This is a genomic window from Bengtsoniella intestinalis, assembly GCF_039719005.1.
GTDB lineage: Bacteria > Bacillota > Clostridia > Oscillospirales > Oscillospiraceae > Oscillibacter > Oscillibacter intestinalis.
In genome coordinates, this window is record NZ_CP133584.1 from 1,871,449 (window position 1) to 1,887,085 (window position 15,637).

General features: G+C 50.1%; 24 protein-coding genes and 3 pseudogenes. 1 reads left to right on the plus strand and 26 read right to left on the minus strand.

The window, feature by feature from the left end; translation table 11 throughout:
* Positions 1-26: 26 nt before the first annotated feature.
* Positions 27-494, minus strand: a pseudogene (locus RFF05_RS09025) (LacI family DNA-binding transcriptional regulator); the annotation flags it as partial.
* A 294-nt stretch (positions 495-788) separates the two neighbouring features.
* Between RFF05_RS09025 and gap the strand changes: the two are divergent.
* Positions 789-1,795 (plus strand): annotated as a pseudogene (gene gap / locus RFF05_RS09030) (type I glyceraldehyde-3-phosphate dehydrogenase).
* Positions 1,796-3,158: 1,363 nt separating this feature from the next.
* Here the strand turns inward: gap and rplQ are convergent.
* The 25 genes and pseudogenes from rplQ to rpsC all read right to left on the minus strand — a co-directional run bounded on the left by rplQ (position 3,159) and on the right by rpsC (position 15,631).
* Positions 3,159-3,503 carry a 50S ribosomal protein L17 gene (gene rplQ, locus RFF05_RS09035; protein WP_409970017.1) on the minus strand — a complete coding sequence of 115 codons (345 nt, stop codon included), beginning with the start codon at positions 3,501-3,503 and terminating at the stop codon, positions 3,159-3,161.
* A 58-nt stretch (positions 3,504-3,561) separates the two neighbouring features.
* A complete protein-coding gene (locus tag RFF05_RS09040) occupies positions 3,562-4,512 on the minus strand; it encodes a DNA-directed RNA polymerase subunit alpha (RefSeq protein ID WP_409970018.1) in 951 nt (316 codons plus the stop codon).
* Between the two features lie 87 nt (positions 4,513-4,599).
* The gene (rpsD, locus tag RFF05_RS09045) at positions 4,600-5,202 is read right to left on the minus strand and encodes a 30S ribosomal protein S4 (RefSeq protein ID WP_409970019.1); all 603 of its coding nucleotides are present in this window, start codon (positions 5,200-5,202) and stop codon (positions 4,600-4,602) included.
* 21 nt (positions 5,203-5,223) lie between these two features.
* The gene (rpsK, locus tag RFF05_RS09050; RefSeq protein ID WP_409970020.1) at positions 5,224-5,634 is read right to left on the minus strand and encodes a 30S ribosomal protein S11; all 411 of its coding nucleotides are present in this window, start codon (positions 5,632-5,634) and stop codon (positions 5,224-5,226) included.
* Between the two features lie 15 nt (positions 5,635-5,649).
* The gene (gene rpsM, locus RFF05_RS09055; RefSeq protein ID WP_409970021.1) at positions 5,650-6,015 is read right to left on the minus strand and encodes a 30S ribosomal protein S13; all 366 of its coding nucleotides are present in this window, start codon (positions 6,013-6,015) and stop codon (positions 5,650-5,652) included.
* Between the two features lie 24 nt (positions 6,016-6,039).
* Positions 6,040-6,153 carry a 50S ribosomal protein L36 gene (rpmJ, locus tag RFF05_RS09060; protein WP_014116882.1) on the minus strand — a complete coding sequence of 38 codons (114 nt, stop codon included), beginning with the start codon at positions 6,151-6,153 and terminating at the stop codon, positions 6,040-6,042.
* Positions 6,154-6,218: 65 nt separating this feature from the next.
* Entirely contained in the window at positions 6,219-6,437 is a 219-nt protein-coding gene (gene infA / locus RFF05_RS09065) for a translation initiation factor IF-1 (protein ID WP_409970022.1), read from the minus strand.
* A gap of 3 nt (positions 6,438-6,440) precedes the next feature.
* On the minus strand, positions 6,441-6,725 hold the full coding sequence (locus tag RFF05_RS09070) for a hypothetical protein (protein ID WP_409970023.1): 285 nt from the start codon (positions 6,723-6,725) through the stop codon (positions 6,441-6,443).
* Between the two features lie 9 nt (positions 6,726-6,734).
* The gene (gene map, locus RFF05_RS09075) at positions 6,735-7,487 is read right to left on the minus strand and encodes a type I methionyl aminopeptidase (RefSeq protein ID WP_409970024.1); all 753 of its coding nucleotides are present in this window, start codon (positions 7,485-7,487) and stop codon (positions 6,735-6,737) included.
* Positions 7,488-7,491: 4 nt separating this feature from the next.
* A complete protein-coding gene (locus tag RFF05_RS09080; RefSeq protein WP_409970025.1) occupies positions 7,492-8,124 on the minus strand; it encodes an adenylate kinase in 633 nt (210 codons plus the stop codon).
* Between the two features lie 7 nt (positions 8,125-8,131).
* Positions 8,132-9,420 (minus strand): annotated as a pseudogene (gene secY, locus RFF05_RS09085) (preprotein translocase subunit SecY).
* A 1-nt stretch (position 9,421) separates the two neighbouring features.
* Positions 9,422-9,862, minus strand: coding sequence for a 50S ribosomal protein L15 (gene rplO / locus RFF05_RS09090; protein WP_409970026.1), 441 nt, complete (start codon positions 9,860-9,862; stop codon positions 9,422-9,424).
* Positions 9,862-10,050 (minus strand): 50S ribosomal protein L30, encoded by a 189-nt coding sequence (gene rpmD / locus RFF05_RS09095; RefSeq protein WP_409970027.1) that lies wholly within the window; start codon positions 10,048-10,050, stop codon positions 9,862-9,864. The genes rplO and rpmD overlap by 1 nt, the downstream gene beginning before the upstream one ends.
* A 15-nt stretch (positions 10,051-10,065) precedes the next feature.
* The gene (gene rpsE, locus RFF05_RS09100; protein ID WP_409970028.1) at positions 10,066-10,566 is read right to left on the minus strand and encodes a 30S ribosomal protein S5; all 501 of its coding nucleotides are present in this window, start codon (positions 10,564-10,566) and stop codon (positions 10,066-10,068) included.
* An 18-nt stretch (positions 10,567-10,584) separates the two neighbouring features.
* Positions 10,585-10,944, minus strand: a complete 360-nt coding sequence (gene rplR, locus RFF05_RS09105; RefSeq protein ID WP_409970029.1) for a 50S ribosomal protein L18 — start codon at positions 10,942-10,944, stop codon at positions 10,585-10,587.
* Between the two features lie 18 nt (positions 10,945-10,962).
* Positions 10,963-11,508, minus strand: coding sequence for a 50S ribosomal protein L6 (gene rplF, locus RFF05_RS09110; protein WP_409970030.1), 546 nt, complete (start codon positions 11,506-11,508; stop codon positions 10,963-10,965).
* Positions 11,509-11,523: 15 nt separating this feature from the next.
* Positions 11,524-11,922 (minus strand): 30S ribosomal protein S8, encoded by a 399-nt coding sequence (gene rpsH, locus RFF05_RS09115; protein WP_409970031.1) that lies wholly within the window; start codon positions 11,920-11,922, stop codon positions 11,524-11,526.
* 439 nt (positions 11,923-12,361) lie between these two features.
* Positions 12,362-12,547, minus strand: coding sequence for a type Z 30S ribosomal protein S14 (locus tag RFF05_RS09120; RefSeq protein WP_409970032.1), 186 nt, complete (start codon positions 12,545-12,547; stop codon positions 12,362-12,364).
* Between the two features lie 14 nt (positions 12,548-12,561).
* Positions 12,562-13,101, minus strand: a complete 540-nt coding sequence (rplE, locus tag RFF05_RS09125) for a 50S ribosomal protein L5 (protein ID WP_409970033.1) — start codon at positions 13,099-13,101, stop codon at positions 12,562-12,564.
* A 17-nt stretch (positions 13,102-13,118) separates the two neighbouring features.
* A complete protein-coding gene (gene rplX / locus RFF05_RS09130) occupies positions 13,119-13,424 on the minus strand; it encodes a 50S ribosomal protein L24 (RefSeq protein ID WP_409970034.1) in 306 nt (101 codons plus the stop codon).
* Between the two features lie 15 nt (positions 13,425-13,439).
* Entirely contained in the window at positions 13,440-13,808 is a 369-nt protein-coding gene (gene rplN / locus RFF05_RS09135; RefSeq protein WP_409970035.1) for a 50S ribosomal protein L14, read from the minus strand.
* Between the two features lie 12 nt (positions 13,809-13,820).
* Positions 13,821-14,087, minus strand: coding sequence for a 30S ribosomal protein S17 (rpsQ, locus tag RFF05_RS09140; protein ID WP_409970036.1), 267 nt, complete (start codon positions 14,085-14,087; stop codon positions 13,821-13,823).
* A 17-nt stretch (positions 14,088-14,104) separates the two neighbouring features.
* A complete protein-coding gene (gene rpmC, locus RFF05_RS09145; RefSeq protein WP_409970037.1) occupies positions 14,105-14,305 on the minus strand; it encodes a 50S ribosomal protein L29 in 201 nt (66 codons plus the stop codon).
* A gap of 1 nt (position 14,306) precedes the next feature.
* On the minus strand, positions 14,307-14,741 hold the full coding sequence (rplP, locus tag RFF05_RS09150) for a 50S ribosomal protein L16 (RefSeq protein WP_409970038.1): 435 nt from the start codon (positions 14,739-14,741) through the stop codon (positions 14,307-14,309).
* Positions 14,741-15,631: a 30S ribosomal protein S3 gene (rpsC, locus tag RFF05_RS09155; protein WP_409970039.1), complete on the minus strand. Its 891-nt coding sequence runs from the start codon at positions 15,629-15,631 to the stop codon at positions 14,741-14,743. The genes rplP and rpsC overlap by 1 nt, the downstream gene beginning before the upstream one ends.
* Positions 15,632-15,637: the final 6 nt, after the last annotated feature.

Genomic DNA, 15,637 nt, shown 5'->3' on the forward strand with positions numbered 1-15,637 from the left:
ATCGGTTGGAAGTTAGAGACGCAAATGGAAGAATACTTTTTAGTGTCAAAAATCCGATCCACCAGCACCACAGGGAATCCGTTGGGTAACATACGGTCAAATTGGGCAAACTCTTCCATGGTAGACGCAATCAGAAGCCCATCCACCAAGCCAGCAGACAACAAGCGGATGTTCTTTTCCTCACGCTCTATGCTCTCTTTTGTGTTGGCAATGATTAAATGGTACCCTTGTGCTGCCAAGGTGTTTTCCACTTCTTCAATCATGGTTGCGAAAAATTTATTAGAAATATCAGGTACAATAAAGCCGATGGTTTGCTTGCGCCCCGTACGAAAACTACGGGCGGAAGCATCGGGTGTATAGCCCAGTTGATTGATTGCGGCATAGACACGTTCTTTGGTTTCCTCAGAAACATAGCGTGTGCCGTTGATGGTATGGGACACAGTGGCCGTAGAAACCCCTGCTAATTTAGCCACATCGCTGATGGTCACTTTCATCGCACTTTCTCCTTGCGTAATTCCCTATTGCTTGCGTAATATGGTAGTAATATTCAAAGTATAGAGCACTGATACACATTCGTCAAGTCCTTACGCAATCGAATACGCAAGTTTTGTTATTTTATCTAAAAGCACTTGTTAAATTATAGATATTCTCGAAGAAAAGTTATCAATTTTGACACTTGCAACCGTGGCAAAGGTATGATATTCTATTGTCAGCGAGAAATGAAACGTTTACGCAATCGTTTATTAGCGGTATAAACATACCGCCCCATTTTGAAAGGAGCATTTATTATGACTCAAATTGGTATCAATGGTTTTGGCCGCATCGGCCGTATGGTATTCCGTGCATCTCTGAACCACGCTGACGTGCAAATCGTAGGCATCAACGATCTGTGCCCCCCGAATATCTGGCATACATGCTTAAGTATGACACCATGCACGGCAAGTGCGACGCTGAAATCAGCCACACTGACTCCGCTATCGTTGTCAACGGCCGTGAAATCCCTGTGTTCGCAGAACGTAGCCCCGCTAACCTGCCTTGGGCAAAAGTTGGCGCAGAATACGTTGTGGAATCCACTGGCCTGTTCTTGACCATGGAATCTGCACAAGGCCACATCGATGCTGGTGCTAAGAAGGTCATTATGTCTGCTCCTTCCAAAGATGCTACTCCCATGTTCGTTATGGGCGTGAACAACGACAAGTACACCTCCGACATGAACTTTGTCTCCAACGCATCTTGCACCACCAACTGCTTGGCTCCCATTGCTAAGGTTTTGAACGACACCTTCGGCATCAAAGACGGCCTGATGACCACTGTTCACTCTGTTACCGCTACCCAAAAGAGCGTTGACGGCCCCTCTTTGAAGGACTGGCGTGGTGGCCGTGCCGCTACTGGCAACATCATCCCCTCCTCCACTGGCGCTGCTAAGGCTGTGGGCAAGGTTATCCCCGAACTGAACGGCAAGCTGACCGGTATGTCCATGCGTGTCCCCACTCTGGACGTGTCTGTGGTTGACCTGACTGTCAATCTGGAAAAGCCCGCTACCTACGCTGAAATCTGCGCTGCTATGAAGGCTGCTTCTGAAGGCGAACTGGCTGGCGTTCTGGGTTACACCGACGAAGACGTGGTTTCCTCCGACTTCTTGGGCGACACCCGTACCTCCATCTTTGATGCAGGCGCTGGTATTGCTCTGACCGACACCTTCGTGAAGGTTGTTTCTTGGTATGACAACGAAATCGGCTACTCCAACAAGGTTGTGGAACTGGTTAAGCACATGGCTTCCGTGGACCACAAGTAAGAAACCGTTTATTCAAACCTCTTAAAATCAAAACCCTTTGGGCGTTCAATCGAGCGTCCAAAGGGTTTTTTGTATTGTTCTTTTCCCCTTTCCGTCGAGACTCCTGGCGCAGGGACTTCTCTTGCCAGGCGCCCTTTTCCCCTACTCCTGTGGGGGTTGCTGCCGCAGGGGTTTTCTTTGCCCCTCTCCCCTTGTAGGGGCGCCCATTGGGCGTCCGTGGAAATCAATTGCAATTTGCTTCACCCTGTGGGAGTTTTCTTTTGATAAAACTTTTCCCACTCCGTGGGGGCTGCTGCCGCAGGGGCTTTCTTTGCCCCTCTCCCCTTGTAGGGGCGCCCATTGGGCGCCCGTGGAAATCAATTGCAATTTGCTTCACCCTGTTGAATTTCTCTTTTGATAGACTTTACCCACTCCCGTGGGGGGACGCTCGCCGCGCGGGCATTACTTTGCAAAGATGCAAAGTAACCAAAAATCTTGCACGTGGCAGATGACCACTTGTGGTCATCTGTCTCACGTGCTCCCATTTTATACGGATGGTGCGTGTGAGTGGGTGCGGTGCTATTGGGTGGGTGCTTCACATCCGTTCGGCTTTTCGTGTGGGATGCGCGAACCAACGCTGATTGCTGCCGCACATTTCTCGTACGATGACATTGTACCACGCATTTAAGGTGCCTAAGATTGTGGACGTCGATGGGTGCGGTGGCGTTGGGGGGCGCTGACCTGCGGTCAGCTTGGTTTGTATGCAATGGTGTTCCTTGTAGTGGCGACCTGCGGTCGCCCGTCTTACCCAACACCACCGCACCACACCATACCCACCAATCTAGGCACACCTAAGAAATAGCACTATCTTTCTGCAACATCGCAACAGGGCGAAGCCCGACAGGTCATGCAGAGACAAATCAGGCCACTCGGTGCCGCTCAAAAAACCTAAGCACTCCAGCGATGAACCCCCGTAAAAGCCCCTTTTTTCACTCGACCGCAGTCGTCGTGAAAAAATCGTTTTTTGATTCTTTTTGTCGATACAAAAAGAATGCCCCACCGGCAGGTGACCCGTCCGGTAGGACGCCCCTGCGGCAGCAGACCACCCCGTAGGGGCAAAAACAACAATTCAAAGTGAAACGGAAAACGGACGCCCAATGGGCGCCCCTACGATGGGGTGGGGGGATCGCCTCTGGGTTAGCAGACCGCCCCATAGGAGCAAAAAACATACCCCATAGGGACAAACTCATCCACCAGTACCCAACCAACAACTACAATACGCAATATTCAGAAGAAATACTACAACTCGTAATCAAAATACCTAATAACAATATAAAAAAGCACCCTGTTTGGTTATCCAAACAGGGTGCTTGCATGATAATGCTTATTTCACCAATTCAATGATGGCGGTTTCAGCAGCATCGCCACGGCGAACGCCGGTGCGGATGATACGAGTATAGCCACCGTTGCGTTCAGCATAGCTGGGTGCAACTTCTTTGAACAGCTTATGGCACACGTCTTCACGAGTGATAAAGCTCATAGCCTTGCGGTATGCGGCCAGATCGCCCTTCTTACCGAGGGTGATCATCTTTTCAGCCAGAGGTCTGATTTCTTTGGCACGGGTAATGGTGGTTTCCATTGTACCGTAGTCTAGGAAGTCAGTAACCATTTGGCGCAACATTGCCATACGTTGGTCGGTAGTTTTACCGAGTTTACGAGTTCCGGGCATTTCGGTTGTCCTCCTTCAATCGGATTTTAATCAGCGAGACAGTTCCATCTCAGCCAAATTAGGTGTTTTCATCGATGGCCAAGCTCAAGCCCATCATTTCTAGCTTGTTGATAACTTCCTCTAGGGACTTACGACCCAGATTACGCACCTTCATCATTTCGTCTTCTGTTCTGGAAATCAGATCTTCAACGGTGTTGATGTTAGCACGCTTGAGGCAGTTATAACTACGCACGGACAAGTCCATGTCGTCAATGCTCAGCTCCAACACTTTATCGCGTTGGGCTTCTGCCTTTTCCACCACGGTAGACTTGCTACCCACGGTTTCAGAAAGGTCAGTGAACAAAGAGAAATGGTCGCACAAAATCTTAGCGCCAAGGCTAACAGCATCTCGGCTAGAGATGGTGCCGTCAGTCCAGACTTCCAAAGTCAACTTGTCAAAATCACTGCTGGCGCCCACACGGGTGGGTTCCACAAAGTAATTGACCTTGTAGACAGGGGTGTAGATAGAGTCAACAGCAATGGTGCCGATGACATTTTGTGCAGGCTTGTTGCGGTCAGCAGGGACGTAGCCACGACCATGAGAGAGTGCAATCTCCATGTTCAGCACGGCACCTGCGTCCAAAGTAGCAATGTGAAGATCTGGATTCAGAACTTCCACGTCGCTGTCAGCCTTGATATCGCCGGCAGTGACCTCACAAGGGCCAACTGCTTCGATATATACTGTTTTGCTTGTTTCGCAATGCAGCTTGGTCAGCAAACCCTTAACGTTTAAAACGATTTCCGTCACATCTTCTTTTACACCAGTGATGGTGGAAAATTCATGCTGGACGCCTGCAACCTTAATAGAGGTTGGAGCCGTACCAGGCAAAGAGGACAGCATAATGCGGCGCAGCGCATTACCCAGGGTGGTGCCATAGCCTCGCTCTAGGGGTTCTACCACGTACTTTCCGTAAGTGGCGTCGCCTAGCATTTCGTTACAATCAATCTGGGGCTTTTCAATTTCAATCATGCAGTTACCCTCCTTCATCTTCTCATTACGGCCATGCAATATAGCAGGCCGCCGGCAATTTGTGTCATAATCGAGGGCTCCCGACCATTACTTGGAGTACAATTCGACGATGAGATGTTCTTCCACAGGGAAGTCGATGTCGTCACGGGCGGGCATAGCCACAACGGTCCCTTGCAGGGTGTTCTTGGTGCGTTCCAGCCACTTAGGAGCGACCACCACAGGGGCGTCTTCACCCAGCAAGCGCTTAAATTTCACGCTCTTGCTGCTCTTTTCACACACTTCGATCACATCACCGGGCTTAACCAGGTAAGAGGGGATGTTCACACGCTTACCGTTAACGGTAAAGTGACCGTGGTTGACCAATTGACGAGCGTCACGACGAGTGGTAGCAAAGCCCAAACGGTATGCCACGTTGTCCAAACGACGTTCGATGAGAGTCAGAAGGTTTTCGCCAGTTTTACCGGTCATGTGGGTAGCCTTTTCGTAGTACATACGGAATTGCTTTTCCAAAATGCCGTAAACAAATTTCACCTTTTGCTTTTCAGTCAGCTGAATGGCGTATTCAGACTGCTTTTTGCGCATTTGACCCTTGGGGTTGCGATTGGTGTCCTTCTTCGCATAACCCATGGCTGCAGGAGACAGGTTTAGTGCCTTGCAGCGCTTTGCAATAGGTTGCATATTCTTAGCCATGTTGTTTTCCTCCTCTTTCCATTATACGCGACGGCGCTTGGGAGGACGGCAACCATTGTGAGGGATGGGGGTAACATCCTTAATCATGGTCACTTCCAAGCCCACAGCTTGCAGTGCACGGATAGCAGCCTCACGGCCTTGGCCGGGGCCTTTCACGAAGACTTCCACAGTCTTCAAGCCACACAAGTCAATCGCGGCCTTTGCTGCCACTTCAGCAGCAGTTTGAGCGGCGAAGGGAGTGGACTTTTTGCTGCCACGGAAGCCTTGGCCACCAGAGGAAGCCCAAGACAGAGCGTTACCATGAGAGTCGGTAACGGTAACCATGGTGTTGTTGAAGGAAGAACGGATGTGGACTTGGCCACGTTCAATGTTCTTCTTCTCTCTACGGCGGCGAATAACTTTCTTGCCACCAGATTTGTTAGCAGATGCCATTTGAATCGTTCCTCCTTACTTTTTCTTGTTAGCAATGGTCTTTTTGGGACCCTTGCGAGTACGAGCGTTGGTTTTGCTGCGTTGACCACGGACGGGCAAGCCCTTGCGGTGACGCAGACCACGGTAACAGCCCACTTCGTTCAAACGCTTGATGTCCAAAGCGACACTACGGCGCAGATCACCTTCTACGGTGTATGCGTCGATGGCATCACGGAGCAGTTGCTCCTCGGCGTCAGTCAAATCCTTTACGCGGGTGTCGGGGTTAACCCCTGTTTGTGCCAAAATGTCTTTGGCGCTCTTGTTACCAATGCCAAAAATGTAGGTAAGCCCAATTTCAATACGCTTATCCTTTGGCAAATCAATACCGGCGATACGTGCCATACTTAAAGCACCTCCATTTAATTGTTAGCCCTGTCTTTGTTTGTGTTTGGGGTTTTCGCAGATGACCATAACACGGCCCTTACGACGAATAACCTTGCATTTTTCACACATGGGCTTCACGGACGGTCTTACTTTCATAATTTTCAACCATTCCTTTCAGCAGTTTATCTTCTTAGAAAATAGCTTTTTTTGCTATCGGCGTATTATTTGCTACGCCAGGTGATTCGACCACGGGTCAGATCATAGGGAGACATCTCCACAGTGACCTTGTCGCCAGGCAGAATCCTGATGAAATTCATTCTGAGTTTTCCGGAAATATGTGCCAAAATCTTGTGTCCATTTCCAATGTCTACTTGGAACGTTGTGTTGGGTAGGGATTCAACCACTACGCCTTCCACTTCAATCATATCGGATTTCGCCAAACCTTATCCCTCCTGGTCCATTTGAATGTCCTCACGGAATTCCGCAAGGGCTCGGCGCACTTCACTGTTTGTGATGTGTTCGCCGTGCTGAATTTTTTGTGCAAGTCGGGTGGTGCCTTCAGCTACAAAAGCCACGTGTTTGCGTTTTTTGCGCTTAGGCTGTTCCACCTTTCGACTTTTTCCATCCACCAGCCACAAGTACTCACCATCTGTGGATGTTACCACAAATAGCTTGCCACTGTCTCGGCCAGCGTCTGATTTAATGATGTTTGATGTTGCAATTTCCATACGTTTTCCTCAAATGGCCGGCGCCGTGAGAATCTCAGGCTCACCGTCGGTAATCAGAATCGTATTTTCATAGTGGGCAGAGAGCGCGCCGTCTTTGGTTTCCACCGTCCAACCGTCGCTCAATGTCTTCACGCCAGCAGCGCCAGCGTTCACCATGGGTTCGATGGCCAATGTCATCCCTCGCAGAAGCCGTGGCCCTCTTCCGACAGTGCCGAAGTTGGGGATTTCGGGAGACTCATGTAATTGAGCGCCGACACCATGGCCGACAAACTCGCGTACAATGGTGTACCCGCGATCTTCTACATAGGTTTGAATGGCTGCCGAGATATCCTGCACACGCTTACCCTCTTTGGCTTTTTCGATGCCGACAAAAAAGCTTTCTCTGGTCACTTGAATTAAGTCCAGTGCTTCGTCGCTCACCGTGCCGCAGGGGAAGGTGGCTGCACAGTCGCCGTGGAATCCGCCAATCAAAGCACCCACGTCAATACTCACAATGTCGCCATCTTTGAGAACCCGTTTGCCAGGAATCCCATGAATCACTTCATTGTTGACGCTAATGCAGGCACTGGCAGGAAATCCACCATAGCCTTTAAATGACGGCACAGCACCTTGTGCGCGGATAAATGCTTCTACGGCTTTGTCAATTGATTGGGTTGTCACGCCAGGTTTTACCATATCCCCTGCCAAAGCACGGGCAGCCGCAGTAATTTTACCGGCTCGACGCATCAAATCAATCTCGTGAGCTGATTTCAGTGTAATCACTTTATCATCTCCCAATCACTCGTAGAATTGCCTCAGTGGTAGCACCCACTTCGACTTGTTCCCCCGTCAAACGGAGGAGTCCCCGTGCCTCATAGAAATCTTCTAGAGGTTTGGTTGCTTTATGATAAATTGCCAAGCGATTTTTCACCGTTTCAGGCAAATCATCAGTACGTTGGTGAAGCCGTGCATTACACTTATCGCACAGGCCAGAACGTTTGGGAGGCCGCGCCATAATATGGTAACTACCACCGCAATCGGGGCAAACACGACGACCACTCATGCGCTGTGTGATGGTTTCGTCAGCGACTTCCATACTCACAGCATAGTCAATTACGATACCCAGCTTTTCCATAGCTTCTGCTTGGGGGACTGTGCGAGGCACGCCGTCCAAGATATAACCATTTTGGCAATCTTCTTTAGCCAAACGCTCATGAATGATTTCGATGATAATATCATCGGGAACCAGCCGGCCTGCGTCCATAAAATCTGTGACACGTTTGCCTAGCTCGCTTCCATCTTTCATGGCAGCACGAAGAATGTTACCAGTGGAAATAGTGGGGATTTTTAGCACATTAGACAGGATGTCTGCCTGTGTGCCCTTGCCGGCGCCAGGGGCGCCCATTAGGATCAGTCTCAATTTATTTTTACTCCAAGAAGCCCTTATATTGACGCATCAACATTTGGGATTCCAATGCTTTGACGGTTTCCAATGCCACGCCAACTACGATGATACAAGAAGTGCCACCGATGGACAGGTAGGAGTTACCAACCAGAGCGCCCACAATCAAGGGGTGATGGCCACGATAGCCAAATAAATTGCACCGAAAAGGGTGATTTTGCTCATAACCTTGCGGATAAAGTCCACAGTAGGCTTGCCGGGACGGAAACCAGGGATGAATCCACCTTGATTTTTCAGATTGTTAGCCACTTCAATGGGGTTGAATTGGATGCTAGAGTAGAAGTAGCTAAAGCCGATGATCAAGACGAAGTACACAATCATGTAAATCACAGATTGTGTGTCAATTGCGTTTAGCAAATGATAAGTGAAGGTGCCTTCAGCGGGGGTGGGGAAAAATGCTGCCACGGTTGCAGGCAAGGAAGCGATGCTTTGTGCGAAAATCACAGGCAACACGCCAGCCATAGAAACCTTCATGGGCAGGTGGCTAGATTGGCCACCGTACATTTTGCGACCCACTTGACGCTTTGCATATTGGACAGGAATGCGACGTTCTGCACCATTGATGAACACGATGAATGCAAACATAGCAACCACGCCCACCAGCATAACTGCGATAATCGCCCAGTTGATGGGATCTTCCATACCATAGCTGTACAGGTAAGATACAGTGGTGGGAACGCGAGAGATAATACCAGCGAACAGGATGATGGAAATACCATTGCCCACACCGAATTCGGTGATTTGTTCGCCCATCCACATAACGAAGCAGGAACCTGCCACGAAGGACACCACGATGACAGCACCTTGCCAGAAGGTGGGGTCAGACACAGAGAGCAGACCGTAGTTTTTCATCAAAGTGAAATAACCAAAGCCTTGCAGCACTGCGATACCAGCAGTGGTATAACGGGTTATGGATTGGATTTTCTTGCGCCCCTCTTCGCCGCCTTCTTTGGCCATACGTTCCAATGCAGGAATGGCCACAGTCAGCAGTTGGATGATAATGGAGCTGTTAATATAGGGTTGAATGCTCAGTGCAAACACAGTTGCTTGGGCAAATGCGCCGCCCGACATCACATTATAGAGACCTAACACAGTGGTACTCATGGAGTTGAGGTACACATTGAGCAATTCCACATCCACATAGGGGACCGTGATGGCATTACCAATGCGGAAGATCAAGAGCATGAGTAGCGTGAACACGATTTTCTTACGAAGTTCGGGAACACCCCAAGCCTTACGAATCGTTTGGATCACGTTAGATCACCTCTGCCTTCCCGCCAGCTGCAGCGATGGCTTCCAATGCAGATGCAGAGAAAGCGTTAGCTTGAACAGTGACCTTCTTGGTGACAGAACCGTTGCCCAGAACCTTCACACCGTATTCGCACTTAGCCAAGATACCCTTAGCCAGCAGTGCTTCAGCAGTGACGACGTCGCCGTCTTCAAAAGCGTTCAGAGCAGTCAAATTGATAATTTCCAGGGGCTTTGCGAAAATGTTGTTAAAGCCGCGCTTGGGCAGACGACGGTGCAAAGGCATTTGACCGCCTTCAAAACCCACACGGATTTTGCCGCCGCTACGAGCCTTTTGGCCCTTGTGGCCACGACCACCAGTTTTACCGTTACCAGAACCGTTACCACGACCCTTACGGTATGCAGATTGGACGCTGCCTTGGGCGGGAGATAAGTTATTTAATTCCATTAGTTGCCTCCCTCTTCGGTAACCTTCAGCAGATAGCCGATTTTGGCAATCTTACCACGGGTTTGAGCGTTATCGGGTTGCACGGTGGTATCACCGATTTTGCGCAGACCCATGGAGTTAGCGGTCAGGATTTGTTTTTCCAGACGACCGTTCAGGCTCTTGACGAGCTTAATAGTCATGTTTGCCATTTCTTAAGCCCTCCCTTAACCTAAAATTTCTTCGACGCTCTTGCCACGGACACGAGCGACTTCTTGAGGACCACGCATGGACTTCAAGCCTTCAAATGCAGCAGCCACCACGTTGTGGGGGTTGTTGGAACGCAGGCACTTGGTACGAATGTCCTTAATACCAGCGGCTTCCACCACTGCACGGACTGCACCGCCAGCGATAACACCGGTACCGGGAGCAGCGGGCTTCAACAGCACCTTGCCTGCACCGGAAATACCGATTGCTTCGTGGGGAACGGTGGTGCCGGACAAATCGACAGTCACCAGGTTTTTCTTAGCATCTTCGATGCCTTTGCGGATTGCTTCAGGTACTTCAGCGGCCTTACCCAGACCATAGCCGACACGACCCTTGCCGTCACCCACAACCACCAAAGCGGCGAACTTGAAAATACGGCCACCCTTGACGGTTTTGGAAACACGGTTCAAGGAGACAACCTTTTCAGCAAACTCGCTTGGTTCTCTTTCAAATCTAGCCATTGTTGTTTCTCCCTCCGATTAAAACTGCAGGCCGCCTTCACGAGCGCCAGCAGCCAAAGCTGCCACACGGCCGTGATACAGGTAACCGCCGCGGTCAAAGACCACGTTTTCGATTTCTTTGCTCTTGGCACGTTCGGCCACTAGCTTGCCCACAGCAGCTGCTGCTTCCACATTACCGCCGTAACCTTCAACTTCTTTATCCAGAGTGGATGCAGAAACCAAAGTCACACCATTGACATCGTCAATGATTTGAGCGTAAATGTTTTTGGCGCTACGGAACACGTTCAGACGAGGCATCTCAGGGGTGCCAGAGATCTTTGCGCGGACTCTTTTATGACGCTTAAGACGTGCTGCGTTACTATCAAACTTCTTAACCATTTATCGGCAACCTCCTTCTTATTTCTTACCGCCGGTCTTACCAACCTTGCGGCGGATGACTTCGTCGGTGTACTTAATGCCCTTGCCCTTATAGGGTTCTGGGGGACGCTTTTCACGGACTTCAGCAGCAAATTGACCAACCATTTGTTTGTCACAGCCGCTGATGATGATTTTATTGGGACTGGGGACATCAATGGTGATGCCATCAATCTCAGAAACGATCACCTGATGAGAGTAGCCAAGGTTCATAACCAGCTTGTTCCCATCTTTTGCCACACGATAGCCAACGCCGTTGACGTCCAGTTCCTTTTTGTAACCGTCGGTCACGCCGATGATCATGTTGCTGAGCAGAGTACGGGTCAACCCGTGCATAGAACGGTTCAGCTTGTCATCAGATTTGCGAGACACAGTGATCGTGTTGCCATCTTGTTCAATTACCATTTCGGGACGCAGGTTCCGAAACAGTTCGCCCTTAGGACCTTTAACGGTCACAGCATTCCCAGCAGCGATGGAAACATCCACACCTGCAGGAACGGTAATGGGCATTCTACCAATTCGAGACATAGTTCAATACCCTCCTTACCAAATGAATGCCAAGACTTCACCACCAACATTCAGCTTACGAGCTGCCTTGTCAGTCATGACGCCCTTGGACGTAGAAATGATTGCGATACCCAAACCGCGGAGCACACGGGGGAGCTCTTCTTTGCCAACGTAAACACGCAGGCCAGGTTTAGAAACGCGGCGCAGACCAGTGATGGCCTTTTGCTTGCCAGTGTTGTACTTCAAGGTGATGTGAATCATGCCTTGAATGCCGTCTTCCACCACTTGGAAGTTCTTGATGTAGCCTTCGTCCAGCAGAATTTGAGCAATGCTCTTTTTCAGGTTGGAAGCAGGTACATCCACGGTGTCGTGCTTTGCACTACTTGCGTTGCGGATACGGGTTAACATATCTGCAACAGGATCGGTGATATGCATAGTAATAGTCCTCCTATTTTTAGAGTTGCGACTCATTTAAGTCGCTACGGTGGCGAGGTATCAGACCTAATGGAACTGACTGTAAGCAGCACAATTACGCTTGACCTTTCGCCATCCATTGGGACGCAGAGTGTCCCCTTTTTTATCTTAAACGCCCATATCAAAAGCGTAAAGACCGTGATCGGTGTCCCCCCCTGAACGCAACGATAGGGACATGGATATCCATGTCCGTTGCTGGGTTTATAGGGAAATTGTCGTGTGTCGCACACTAACAACTTATTATACACCAGATTCTTGGGATTTACCAGAGTTTTTTTGGATGTTCACAAAAAATTTACAAATTTTGTGGCATTCACTGGGTCAGCGAAGGGCGACCTGTGGTCGCCCTTCAGCAGTCCCCATTGTAGAGGCGGTTGCCTCTGTATCTCAGGTCGGTTTCTTAGAAAGAAGCCTTGCGCACACCGGGGATTTGGCCCTTGTAAGCCAATTCACGGAAGCAGATACGGCAGATACCGTAGTCACGCAGGTAAGCGTGAGGACGGCCGCACAGTTTGCAGCGGTTGTACTTGCGAGAAGAGAACTTCGCAGGAGCCTGCTGCTTGAGAATCATTGATTTCTTAGCCATTTTCGTTCTCCTTCTTATTTGGCGAAGGGAGCGCCCACACCGCGGAGCAGTGCGCGAGCTTCTTCATCAGTTTTAGCAGTGGTGCAGATGATAACGTCCATACCACGGATTTTGTCCACCTTATCGTATTCGATTTCGGGGAAAATCAGTTGTTCCTTGATACCCATAGCATAGTTGCCACGGCCGTCGAAGGAGTTGGGGTTGATGCCTTGGAAGTCACGCACACGGGGCAGAGCCACGTTGAACAGACGGTCCAGGAATTCCCACATTTTTTCGCCGCGCAGGGTGACCTTTGCGCCGATAGGCATATCTTCACGCAACTTAAAGTTAGCGATAGAATTACGTGCCTTGGTGATTTGGGGCTTTTGGCCAGTGATCTTGTTCAGATCGCCAATCACGTTTTCCAAAATCTTAGCGTTTTCACGGGCTTCGCCGCAACCGATGTTCACCACAACCTTGTCGATTGCGGGGATTTGCATCACGCTCTTGTAGCTGAACTCCTTCATCAGAGAGGGAGCAACTTCAGCTTTGTACAGTTCTTTCATTCTTGCCATTGGTTTGCTCTCCTTTCTTACAGAGTTTCGCCGCTAATTTTAGCAAAGCGCACTTTTTTACCGTCAACGAACTTATAGCCGATACGAGTGGGTTTGCCAGTTTTGGGGCAGACCACTTGCACTTTACAGGTGTTGATAGCAGCTTCACGCTTCATGATGCCGCCTTCTTCGCCTTGCTTGCGGGGTTTGACGTGGCAGGTCACCATGTTGATGCCTTCTACAACCACTTTGTCCTTGCCGGGCACGGTACCAACGACCTTGCCTTGCTTGCCTTTGTCCTTACCGGACAATACGACGACATTGTCGCCTGTTTTGATTTTCATAATGGGGCGACCTCCTTAAACCACTTCGGGAGCCAGAGACAGGATCTTCATGTAATCCTTGTCGCGGAGCTCACGAGCCACTGGCCCAAAGATACGGGTACCCTTGGGGTTTTTGTCGTCTTTAATCAGGACGGCTGCGTTGTCATCAAAACGCACATAGGTACCATCGTTACGACGGACACCCTTTGCGCTACGCACGATAACAGCTTTCACAACTTCGCCCTTTTTCACAGAGCCACCGGGTGCAGATTTGCGAACAGAAGCAACAATCACGTCACCAATGTTACCAAACTTACGGCTAGAGCCGCCCAACACGCGGATGCACTTAATTTCTTTGGCGCCGGTATTATCGGCAACCTTCAGATAGCTTTCCTGTTGAATCATACTGGCACCTCCTTACTTCGCTTTTTCGATGATTTCCACCAAACGCCAACGCTTGTCCTTGGACAGGGGGCGGGTTTCCATCACTTTAACAGTATCGCCAATGTTGCAGGCGTTTTCTTCGTCGTGAGCCTTCAGCTTGTAGGTCTTACCGACGATTTTCTTATACAGGGGATGGGGCACACGGTCAGCGATTGCCACCACGATGGTTTTGTCCATCTTGTTGGACACAACCTTACCGATTCTCACCTTACGGGAGGCAGTTCTCAGTTCTTCATTCATCTTCGCTTACCTCCTTCTTAGGCTTTGTCGGAAGCTTGCAGCTCCCGCAAAACGGTCTTCACACGAGCGATGTCGTGCTTGGTTTCACGCAACTTCAGGGGGTTATCCAGCTGATTGGTGGCGTGTTGCATACGAAGATAGAACAGATCCTTCTTCAAACCGACCAGCTTTTCGTTGAGCTGTTCAGCGCTCATGCTACGGATTTCTTTTACCTTCATCTTACTCACCTGCTTCCTGATCCTCCGAAGCAGCGCGCACAATGAACTTGGTCTTTACAGGCAGCTTGTGAGCGGCCAGACGCATAGCTTCACGGGCGACTTCTTCGGGCACACCGGCGATTTCAAACATGATACGGCCGGGCTTGACAACTGCAACCCAGCTGTCAGGAGAGCCCTTACCAGAACCCATGCGGGTTTCAGCTGGCTTCTTTGTCAAGGGCTTGTCGGGGAAAATCTTAATCCAAACCTTACCGCCACGCTTGGTGTAACGGGTCATAGCAATACGAGCTGCTTCGATTTGGTTGTTGGAAATCCAACCGGGTTCCATGGATTGCAGACCGAAATCGCCATAAGCCAAGGTGTTACCACGGGTGGCTTTGCCGGTCATGCGGCCACGATGAACGCGGCGATATTTAACTCTCTTAGGCAGAAGCATTATTGAGCTCCTCCTTCCTTGGGAGCCGCTGCAGGAGCTGCAGGGCGTGCAGTGTTGTTGTTAGGACGGAAGCCACCGCCAGCAGGACGGTTGTAGCCACCTTGGCCGCCTTGACCGTTGTTGTTACGGTTGAAGCCGCCACCGTTGTTGTTACGGTTGAAGCCACCGGGACGACGATCGCCATCACGACGAGGGCGACGTTCACGACGTTCTTGGTAAGGCTTAGTGGTGTCCATGGTACGAGGGGTGGTACGCAGAGTTTGGCTCAGCACTTCGCCCTTGTAGATCCACACCTTCACACCGATACGGCCGAAAGTGGTAGCAGCTTCAGCGAAGCCATACTCAATGTCAGCGCGGATGGTTTGCAGGGGGATGGTACCTTCATGATAGTGTTCGGTACGGGCAATTTCAGCGCCGCCCAAACGACCAGAGCAGTTGGTTTTGATACCCTTAGCGCCAGCACGCATAGCGCGAGCCATGGAGTTTTTCATGGCGCGGCGGAAAGAGATACGCTTTTCCAATTGTTGTGCAATGGATTCTGCAACCAATTGTGCATTCATGTCGGGGTTGCGCACTTCAACGATGTTCAAGCGCACTTTCTTGCCGATCATTTTTTCCACTGCCAAACGGTAAGCTTCGATTTGTTCGCCACCCTTGCCGATGACCACGCCGGGGCGAGCCACGTGCAAGAAGATGGTGACAACATCGTTGCTACGTTCGATTTCGATCTTGGGCAGGCCAGCTGCGTACAAGGTCTTTTTCAGATATTCACGAATCTTGTGGTCTTCGACAATCAAGTCGCCCACTTTTTCATCACTGGCATACCAACGGGAATCCCAGTCTTTGATGACGCCCACACGTAAACCGTGGGGATTTACCTTTTGTCCCATAAAACT

Coding starts and splice junctions, on each gene's coding strand:
- rplQ (WP_409970017.1), bottom strand. CDS start 3,503: ATGCCCGGAACTCGTAAACTCGGTAAAACTACCGACCAACGTATGGCA.
- RFF05_RS09040 (WP_409970018.1), bottom strand. CDS start 4,512: ATGATTGAAATTGAAAAGCCCCAGATTGATTGTAACGAAATGCTAGGC.
- rpsD (WP_409970019.1), bottom strand. CDS start 5,202: ATGGCTAAGAATATGCAACCTATTGCAAAGCGCTGCAAGGCACTAAAC.
- rpsK (WP_409970020.1), bottom strand. CDS start 5,634: ATGGCATCTGCTAACAAATCTGGTGGCAAGAAAGTTATTCGCCGCCGT.
- rpsM (WP_409970021.1), bottom strand. CDS start 6,015: ATGGCACGTATCGCCGGTATTGATTTGCCAAAGGATAAGCGTATTGAA.
- rpmJ (WP_014116882.1), bottom strand. CDS start 6,153: ATGAAAGTAAGACCGTCCGTGAAGCCCATGTGTGAAAAATGCAAGGTT.
- RFF05_RS09070 (WP_409970023.1), bottom strand. CDS start 6,725: ATGGAAATTGCAACATCAAACATCATTAAATCAGACGCTGGCCGAGAC.
- rplO (WP_409970026.1), bottom strand. CDS start 9,862: ATGGAATTAAATAACTTATCTCCCGCCCAAGGCAGCGTCCAATCTGCA.
- rpmD (WP_409970027.1), bottom strand. CDS start 10,050: ATGGCAAACATGACTATTAAGCTCGTCAAGAGCCTGAACGGTCGTCTG.
- rpsE (WP_409970028.1), bottom strand. CDS start 10,566: ATGGCTAGATTTGAAAGAGAACCAAGCGAGTTTGCTGAAAAGGTTGTC.
- rplR (WP_409970029.1), bottom strand. CDS start 10,944: ATGGTTAAGAAGTTTGATAGTAACGCAGCACGTCTTAAGCGTCATAAA.
- rplF (WP_409970030.1), bottom strand. CDS start 11,508: ATGTCTCGAATTGGTAGAATGCCCATTACCGTTCCTGCAGGTGTGGAT.
- rpsH (WP_409970031.1), bottom strand. CDS start 11,922: ATGCATATCACCGATCCTGTTGCAGATATGTTAACCCGTATCCGCAAC.
- RFF05_RS09120 (WP_409970032.1), bottom strand. CDS start 12,547: ATGGCTAAGAAATCAATGATTCTCAAGCAGCAGGCTCCTGCGAAGTTC.
- rplE (WP_409970033.1), bottom strand. CDS start 13,101: ATGGCAAGAATGAAAGAACTGTACAAAGCTGAAGTTGCTCCCTCTCTG.
- rplX (WP_409970034.1), bottom strand. CDS start 13,424: ATGAAAATCAAAACAGGCGACAATGTCGTCGTATTGTCCGGTAAGGAC.
- rplN (WP_409970035.1), bottom strand. CDS start 13,808: ATGATTCAACAGGAAAGCTATCTGAAGGTTGCCGATAATACCGGCGCC.
- rpsQ (WP_409970036.1), bottom strand. CDS start 14,087: ATGAATGAAGAACTGAGAACTGCCTCCCGTAAGGTGAGAATCGGTAAG.
- rpmC (WP_409970037.1), bottom strand. CDS start 14,305: ATGAAGGTAAAAGAAATCCGTAGCATGAGCGCTGAACAGCTCAACGAA.
- rplP (WP_409970038.1), bottom strand. CDS start 14,741: ATGCTTCTGCCTAAGAGAGTTAAATATCGCCGCGTTCATCGTGGCCGC.
- rpsC (WP_409970039.1), bottom strand. CDS start 15,631: ATGGGACAAAAGGTAAATCCCCACGGTTTACGTGTGGGCGTCATCAAA.